The organism is Clostridium sp., assembly GCF_016650095.1.
Classification (GTDB): domain Bacteria; phylum Bacillota; class Clostridia; order Clostridiales; family Clostridiaceae; genus Clostridium_AD.
On the sequence record NZ_JAENWL010000134.1, the window covers coordinates 1 to 8,595 of the forward strand.

At 31.3% G+C, this 8,595-nt stretch carries 7 protein-coding genes; 3 read left to right on the forward strand and 4 right to left on the reverse strand.

Annotation, left to right across the window (positions count from 1 at the left end; genetic code table 11):
* Nucleotides 1-1,288, forward strand: a 1,288-nt coding sequence (locus JJE11_RS09555) for a rhodanese-like domain-containing protein (RefSeq protein ID WP_366927921.1), incomplete at its 5' end; no start/stop codon positions are given.
* Nucleotides 1,289-1,968: 680 nt separating this feature from the next.
* Nucleotides 1,969-3,225, forward strand: coding sequence for an HlyC/CorC family transporter (locus JJE11_RS09560; RefSeq protein ID WP_291634951.1), 1,257 nt, complete (start codon nucleotides 1,969-1,971; stop codon nucleotides 3,223-3,225).
* 146 nt (nucleotides 3,226-3,371) lie between these two features.
* Here JJE11_RS09560 and JJE11_RS09565 read toward each other — a convergent pair whose 3' ends face one another.
* Both JJE11_RS09565 and JJE11_RS09570 read right to left on the reverse strand, forming a co-directional pair.
* Nucleotides 3,372-4,478 carry a DEAD/DEAH box helicase gene (locus JJE11_RS09565; protein WP_291634952.1) on the reverse strand — a complete coding sequence of 369 codons (1,107 nt, stop codon included), beginning with the start codon at nucleotides 4,476-4,478 and terminating at the stop codon, nucleotides 3,372-3,374.
* Between the two features lie 202 nt (nucleotides 4,479-4,680).
* Nucleotides 4,681-5,274 (reverse strand): hypothetical protein, encoded by a 594-nt coding sequence (locus tag JJE11_RS09570; protein WP_291634954.1) that lies wholly within the window; start codon nucleotides 5,272-5,274, stop codon nucleotides 4,681-4,683.
* 697 nt (nucleotides 5,275-5,971) lie between these two features.
* Between JJE11_RS09570 and nhaC the strand changes: the two genes are divergently transcribed.
* Complete coding sequence (nhaC, locus tag JJE11_RS09575; protein WP_291634956.1) at nucleotides 5,972-7,420, forward strand: Na+/H+ antiporter NhaC; 1,449 nt, start codon at nucleotides 5,972-5,974, stop codon at nucleotides 7,418-7,420.
* 62 nt (nucleotides 7,421-7,482) lie between these two features.
* Here the strand turns inward: nhaC and JJE11_RS09580 are convergent, their stop codons facing one another.
* A complete protein-coding gene (locus JJE11_RS09580; RefSeq protein ID WP_291634958.1) occupies nucleotides 7,483-8,007 on the reverse strand; it encodes a hypothetical protein in 525 nt (174 codons plus the stop codon).
* A gap of 140 nt (nucleotides 8,008-8,147) precedes the next feature.
* A partial coding sequence (locus tag JJE11_RS09585) for an ATP-binding cassette domain-containing protein (RefSeq protein ID WP_291634960.1) occupies nucleotides 8,148-8,595 on the reverse strand: 448 nt, incomplete at its 5' end.

An 8,595-nucleotide genomic window follows, 5' to 3' on the forward strand; every position in this document is an offset into this window, starting at 1 on the left:
CGCAACAGATAATATTGCATCAGAAATTAAAAATATAAGCACTGTAGATTTGAAAGGTAAACTAGGAAACAAAGACTGGGTAGTAGTTGATACAAGAATAAATGACGCATTTAATGGGTGGAAATTAGATGGGGTAGACCGTGGTGGACATATTAAGGGTTCTACAGATTTTTCTGCTAACTGGTTAAACGTAGAAGATAAAGAAAAAGATAAAGTTTTAGATCAAGCCTTAAAAACAAAAAATATTTCGTCAGATAAGAATGTCGTACTATACGATGCAAATGGAAAAGATGCAAAAGAAGTTGCAAAATACTTAGAACAAAAGGGAATAAAAAATATTTATACATATGACGTTAAGCAGTGGGCTGCTGATAGTAGTCTTCCTATGGAAAGCTATGCGAACTATCAAATGTTAGTTCCAGCATCCTTTGTAAATGACTTAATTAATGGTAAAAAATCAGAAACTTATACTGGTGATAAATATAAAATTTTTGAAGTTGCCTGGGGTGAAGAGTCTAAAGATCAAGATTACTTAAAAGGACATATTAAAGGTGCGGTACATATAAATACAGATGAAATAGAATCTCCTCCGCTCTGGAGCATTAATTCCGATGCAGATCTTCAAAAATTTGCAGAAAAAAATGGATTAACTCAGGATACAACAGTTGTTCTGTATGGACCAGATCCAATGGCATCCTACAGGATAGCTGCCATTGCAAAGTATATTGGAGTTAAAGATGTTAGGGTGTTAAACGGTGGAACTACCGCCTGGAAAAATGCTGGATACGAAACAGAGACAGTTTCCAATCCAAAACAACCCGTAAGTTCTTTTGGTGCTGAAATACCCGTAAATAAGGGGTACATCATAGATATAACCAAAGCAAAAGAAATATTAAAGGATACTGCTAACAGCAAACTTGTAGATGTACGAAGCTGGGATGAATACATTGGTAAGATATCTGGCTATAGTGATTTAAAATTCAAGGGAAGGCCATCAGGTTCTACTTGGGGTCATGCTGGTAGCGATGCAAACCATATGGAAGATTATAGAAATTTAGACAACACAATGCGTAATAAGGATGAAATACTAGCTATGTGGAAAGAACAGGGAATTACTCCAGATCAAAGACTTTCCTTCTTCTGTGGTTCCGGCTGGAGAGCTGCTGAAGTTGTAACGTATGCTGATGTAATGGGAATTGAAAACATTTCATTATACAGTAATGGATGGTATGAGTGGAGTGCAAACCCTAAAAATCCTGTAGAAACAGGAGACCCAAAAGTTAAATAATCGTAACACAAAAGGGCATATTTAAAGTATTGCCCTTTTGTGTTATATTTTAATAAGAACTATAATGCTCTAAGAAAGGTGTATGCTATGAAAAACTCTACAAATATAGTACTAAAAAGTACAATCACCCTGTTACAGATACTTATATTGTTTCCACCTTTGCTACTACAATACTTGTCAGATAGAAAAATGGGAGTTATGAGATACTTGATTTTTAAAAAAGATGTGTTTTCAAAAGAACTTTTCACTACCAACTTAATATTTACGTATAGGCTCCTCTTATTTTTAGGAATTGCCTTTTGTATTATTTTTTTCATATATAGTTATACTAAAAAAGCATGTAATTTTTTAATAAAACCTATGTTCTTTCTTGTTTTGTTTAATATATTTTGTCTATCATGCATGTTTTATTATAATTTTCAAATACTTCTCACATACCACTTTTTTTTAATAGCCTTTTTTGTACTAATAATTCTACAGTATGTAAAAATAATTATCATGATATTAAATAATAGATTCTTGAAAAAAGATGTTTAATACTAATACCGTAACTTGCATATTATAGTTTAAAGTGCAGTTCCATATAATTGTTTAAAACATTAAAAATATATTTATTTGAATATCCCTTATTTTATGTTATAATTTTTTTAGTTTATATTTTAAGGAGCGTGAAATACATTATGGACCCCGATGGTACGTGGCAAATTATATCTTTAGTAATTTTATTAGGATTTTCAGCCTTTTTCTCTGCCTCTGAAACTGCTTTGATGACTCTAAGTAAAATTAGATTAAGACATATGGTAGATTCAGAAATTAACGGTGCTGATAAAATTAATAAATTACTTAAAAACCCGAGTAAGCTCTTAGGCGGTATTTTGGTAGGAAACAACATTGCCAATATCGGTGCTTCAGCACTGGCAACTTCCTTGGCAATTAAATATTCTGGAGATTATGGAGTAGGTCTTGCTACAGCTACTGCAACAGCTATAATGACAATTCTTGTATTGATTTTTGCGGAAATAACACCAAAATCATTGGCTGCACAAAACTCTGAAAAATTTGCTTTAAAAGTTGCTCGGCCGATAAGTCTAATTACCTTCGTTTTAAATCCAATTGTCACAGTATTAATTTTTATAACAAATACATTTATAAAAATACTTGGTGGTGACATCAATAAGCAGAGACCATTTATTACTGAAGAAGAGTTAAAAACTATGGTTAGTGTAAGTCATGAAGAAGGGGTTTTAGAGGGCGAAGAAAAGCAAATGATTTACAATGTGTTTGAATTTGGAGATTCTCAAGCAAAAGATGTTATGACTCCAAGAACTGATATGATTGTAGCAAATGTAACCTCAACTTATGAAGAACTTATAAAAATCTTCAGGGAAGAACAATTCTCAAGACTTCCTATATATGAAGAAACTGTTGATAATATAATTGGAGTTTTATATATTAAAGATTTAATTTTCTTCGAAGATGGAAAAGAAGAATTCAAGATAGAGAAACATATGCGTGTCCCTTACTTTACTTATGAGTATAAAAGCACCGTTGATTTATTTGCAGATATGCGTTTAAAACGAGTTCCTATAGCAATTTTATTAGATGAATATGGTGGAACTGCTGGGCTTGTTACAATTGAAGATTTAGTAGAAGAGATTGTTGGAGATATTGACGATGAATACGACGATGACACAGATAAAATTCAAGTCATTAAAGAGGATGAATATATTGTTGATGGTGATACGAAAATAAGTATGGTTAATGAAATGATAGGATTAAATATAGAGTCAGATGATTTTGATTCCATAGGTGGTTTTGTTACAGGAATACTTGGACGACTTCCAAAGACAGGTGAAACAATAAATTATAATGATACAAAATTTATTATACAAAATACCAGTAAAAATCGTATAGTAAAGCTAAAAATTATAACTTAATATAGTAAGAAAAAGCAATTAATACATAATAATATTATGTATCAATTGCTTTTTTGCTATAAGGGACATTCAAGTAAATACTTTCTCCGTATTTTTATTGAAATTTTTATGTATAAAGAATCATAATGAATGCAACTAAATCATGACTATAAAATTTTTCTAGGAATTTTACCTTTTATTTGCTTTTCTATAGCATCTAAAAGAAATTTATCCTTTGGAGCTGAAAATAAATATGTATACCCTTCTTCGCCAGCTCTTCCAGTTCTTCCGATACGGTGTATATAGCCTTCTGCGCTTTCAGGCATATCGTAGTTATAAACATGGCTAACTCCATTTATATCGAGTCCCCTTGCTGCTACATCTGTGGCAATTAAGTACTGAATATCACACTTCTTAAACTCTTTCATTATTTTTTCTCGTTTTGATTGAGTTACATCAGAATGTAGCTTTTTGCAATTATAGCCTTTTTTATAAAGAGCCATCTCAAGATCATCAACTCTTCTTTTAGTTCTACAAAAAATAATGGCCATAAACGGATTATCTTCGTCCATTACCTTACATAAATCTTCTTGTTTTTTTCTATCCGTTGTTTCTATTAAAAATTGTTTTATGGTTTTAAGTGTTGTTTCCGCTTTTTTAATAATTACTTCTTTAGGATCATTCATATACTTATAAGCCATTTTTTTCACATCAGAACTCATAGTTGCTGAGAAACATAGCGTCTGTCTTTTTTTTGATGTTTTTTCTAAGATAGACTCCACGTCATTTTTAAATCCCATAAGAAGCATTTGATCTGCCTCATCTAATACTATGGTTTTAAGGTTATCAAGCCTTACTGTACCACGGCTAAGATGGTCTAGTAATCTTCCTGGCGTTGCAATTACTAGGTGAATATTTCCTTTTAATTTTTTCAGCTGTGAACCAATGTCCTTGCCACCGTAAGCTGCCAATATATTTAATTTTTTGCCTACTGCAAGCTTCCTCGCTTCTTCAGTTATTTGTATTGCAAGCTCCCTTGTAGGAGTCACTATTAACCCTTGAATTGTATTTATATCAGCTGACATATTATCAAACATTGGTAGTAGAAACGCAAGTGTTTTCCCAGTTCCTGTTTGTGCCTCCGCTATAACATCCCTGCCGCTTTTAATTAATTGAATACTTTGTTCCTGAACTTCCGTTGGTTCAGTAATTCCTTGAATTTTAATCATACTTAAAATATCATCACTAAGTCCTAATTTTTTAAACTTTATCATTTTCATTTACCTTTCTATTTTAAACATATTTTTTTTCATACACTTTAGTATATCAAACATTTATCATAATAAAAAGGTTTTTTTTAATTATGCATATATTTATGAATAATTCATTAAAAAAAATAAGCTAATCCATTAATTTGCCAATGAATTAACTTATTATATATATACATAGTTTTCTTCTTATAAGGTAGTCAATTTTTTATTTTTTCACTGCTGTAGTTCCAGTTACAGAACCGCCTTCACCTGGCTTAAATGCTGCCTTAAGCTCTTCTGTTGCAAAATAAAGATTTCCTTCTATTTTAATTTTTTCTATAGCAAATCCTTTAGCTTCTACATATACATCTCCAACAATTGTTCCGCCTTCCAATGTAGTATCTACACTTTTAACTGTTACTTTAGGTGCTGTTAAAGTGAAAGTAGCGGTTACAACTTTTTTATCATCTTGAGTAAGAAGAATTAGTTTACGTCCTGCTGGAACTTGTTTTGTTGCATCAGCACTATCTGCTTTTGTTAAATCTCCCTCTATAACAAGTTCCTTATCTACAGTTAAATCTTTTGTTGCTAAAACAATCCAAGATCCATCTTTACTTACTGCTTTTTCAAGAGTAGCCTGGTCATTTGCGATTGAAGCTGATGTCACTGCATCAGTTGCTGCTGGCTCAGTTGTTGCTGGTTCAGTAGCTGCTGGCACCTCAGTTGTTGTTGCTGGTGGTGTTGCTTCTTCTTTAGCTCCACATCCTACTAATAAAGTAGCACCTACAGCTAGTGATAAAATTATTGCTTTAATTTTCATTTGAAAACCTCCATCATTATTGTTTTTTATCAACATGTTTGTTGAACATGCAAAGTATAACATGTATGATAAAAAAATAACAAGATATAATATGTATCAAATGTATTAATATTCAACTACAAAATGAACAAAATTATATCCTATCATTTCTTAACTATTCTTTTAATAAAGTACATACTTTACTCTCTCTTTTATAATGATTTATATAAAAAATTAATAGCTAGCTAGCATGACTTCAACAAATTTTGCTATCGTATTTTTATTACTTCCTATCGAAATATGCTTATGCATATTAAATGCATAAATATTCTACTTTAACATATATATGTAAAATTGCATTGTATTCTTTTGTTGCTATTTAGCTTAAATCCTGTATAATATAATTATCAAGTAATTGTTACAAAAATATTGTGAATTTTTTATTATTTACACATTAAATGTTGCTAAATAATATATTTTTGAAAACGCTTACAGGTTTAACTCATTATTTCTTCCAATATTAAGATGCTTTACAATTTCATCTTAATATTCATTTATGTTATTGTCACTAGCATAATGAAACGCAAAGAACATTCAATTGTTAGATATTATTTATACGGTGTTTGAATTTAGAAATGAATTTCTGTTTTTCTAAATTTTAATATATATGGCATCATGTATTATCAGAAAGAATGTAAAATTAAAGGGGGAATTGTAAATGAGTTCAAAAGAAAAGAAACCTAGAGAGGCGGAATTATGGGAGGCTCTACTACCAGTTGTTGGTACAATAGCAATTTTAATGTATTGTGTATTACCCGTTTTTGGTGTTCAACAAGATGTTCATATTCCATTAGTTTTCGGAACGCTTATAGCTTCAATAGTTGCTATTACTAGACTCGGCTATTCATGGAAAGATATTGAAGAAGGAATTATAGGTACTATTTCTAGTACAATGCAGGCAATACTTATTTTAGCAATTATAGGTATGATTATAGGTACATGGATTCTTGGTGGTATTGTACCTACACTTATCTTTTACGGATTACAAGTGTTATCACCATCAGTATTCCTAGTTGCAGCATGTATACTTTGCTCTATTGTTTCAATATCAACAGGTAGTTCATGGACAACAGCAGGAACTGTAGGTATAGCACTAATGGGTGTTGCTGTAGGACTCGGAATACCCGCTCCAATGGCAGCAGGCGCAATAATTTCCGGTGCTTACTTTGGTGACAAAATGTCTCCTTTATCAGATACAACAAACCTAGCTCCAGCTATGGCTGGTGCAACTTTATTTGATCATATAAAACATATGTCCTATACAACAGGAACAAGTATGGCCATTGCTTTAATTGGTTATGCAGTACTCGGATTTAAATTTGCAGGAAAAACACTTGATACATCAAGTATAGATGCACTAACGAATTTAATGAGTACAAGTTTTGTAATATCACCATTTTTGCTATTAGTACCAATTATAGTAATAGTTATGGTGGCTAAAAAAGTGCCTGCTATTCCAGGTTTATTTATAGGTGTTTTACTTGGTGGAGTAGCCGCTATGATTATCCAAGGCGCTAGCTTTGCTGGTGTAATGGATTCAATGCAATATGGTGTTGTATCTGAAACTGGCAATGAGGTTTTAGACACACTTCTTACTAGAGGCGGATACCAAAGCATGATGTGGACAATCTCTCTAATAATGGCAGCACTTTCTTTTGGTGGTGTACTTGAGAAAACTGGAATGCTTGAGAGTATTGCTAAGAGAGTACTCAAATATGCAAAGAGTACAGGTTCACTAGTAACAGCTACTGTTTTCACATCAATATTTGCAAATATTCTTGCTGGAGACCAATATCTATCGATAGTACTTCCTGGTAAAATGTATAAAGATGAGTTCCATAAAAGAGGACTAGCTCCAAGGAACCTTTCAAGGTGCCTTGAAGATGCTGGAACAATAACTTCTCCTCTTGTTCCATGGAATACATGTGGAGCATTTATGAGTACCTCACTCGGAATTGCAACGATTACGTATCTTCCTTACTGCTTCTTAAACCTTGTAAATCCATTTGTATCCATCTTCTTTGGCTATACAGGAATTACAATGATGAAACTAGAGGATGATCCATCAGCACCAGAATATAAAGGAACAAAACCAACTACAATGTAACATTTAAAATATTAAGATTAATATAAAAAAAGTACTTGTTGAAAAATCAACAAGTACTTTTTTTATATAATTTTCTTATGCCTTTCATTTACTGCAGATAGTATTTTATCCCTTAAAACGTCTCCATTCAAAACAAAAGAAGTTAGAACTTTGAAAGCCATGTTAAAATTAATATTAAGATCTGTATTTCCCTCATCTTGCGAGACAATTTTTACAATTTCATCAAAGGATTTTTTTGATGAAATTCCGCTTACTCTATCCCTTTTGAACCATTTTTTTCTCATGAAAGCATATAGTAATGTAGTCTCCTCATCAATTCCATGTATCGCACAAAAAGCGACATTATCAAATTTTATAGTTGTTACATTAAGTGGCTTATATATTTTAATTTTTTGATCATCAATATTTATAGAAATTATAAGGCCCTTATAAGAATACAAAGCAAATAAAATACAAATTATTAGTAAAAATATTTTCAATCCAAAATTAGGAATAAATACAAAAATCACAACAGTTAATAAACTTGAGATAATAAAAATAATACCAAGTTTTCTTATAGAATCTGGTTTACCTTTGAACTTTTCCATGGTTCCTCCTTTATTTAAATGATATTTTATTAGTAATAAGATTTCAAAAACATTTATGCAACTATGTATATTTTACCCTAGTATCCAATTAAAAACAATGATGTTATAATGATAATTAACCTTATTTTAAAAATTTTTCATCATGTATTGATATCCATATTGATTCTTCCATCTTTTATCTCAATTATCCTATCAGTTTTTTCTGCTATCCTTCTATCATGTGTAATAATTATGAAAGTTGTCTTAAATTTCTGATTTATATCCCTAAGTATAGTGTAAATATTCTCAGTAGACTGCGAATCCAAGTTCCCAGTAGGCTCATCTGCAAGTATTATTTTAGGGTTGTTAATTAGGGCCCTAGCTATAGCAGTTCTCTGCTGCTCTCCTCCAGACATATTTGATGCTAAATTATCTTTTACTTTGTAAATACCAACCAAATTCATGAATTCCTTAGCCCTATCTATGATTTCTTTAGGAGGCTTTGGATTATTCATCATATAAGGAATAAGTATATTCTCAAGTGCAGTAAACTCTGGTAACAAATAATGAAATTGAAAAACGAACCCTATAGTCTTATTGCGAAGCTCA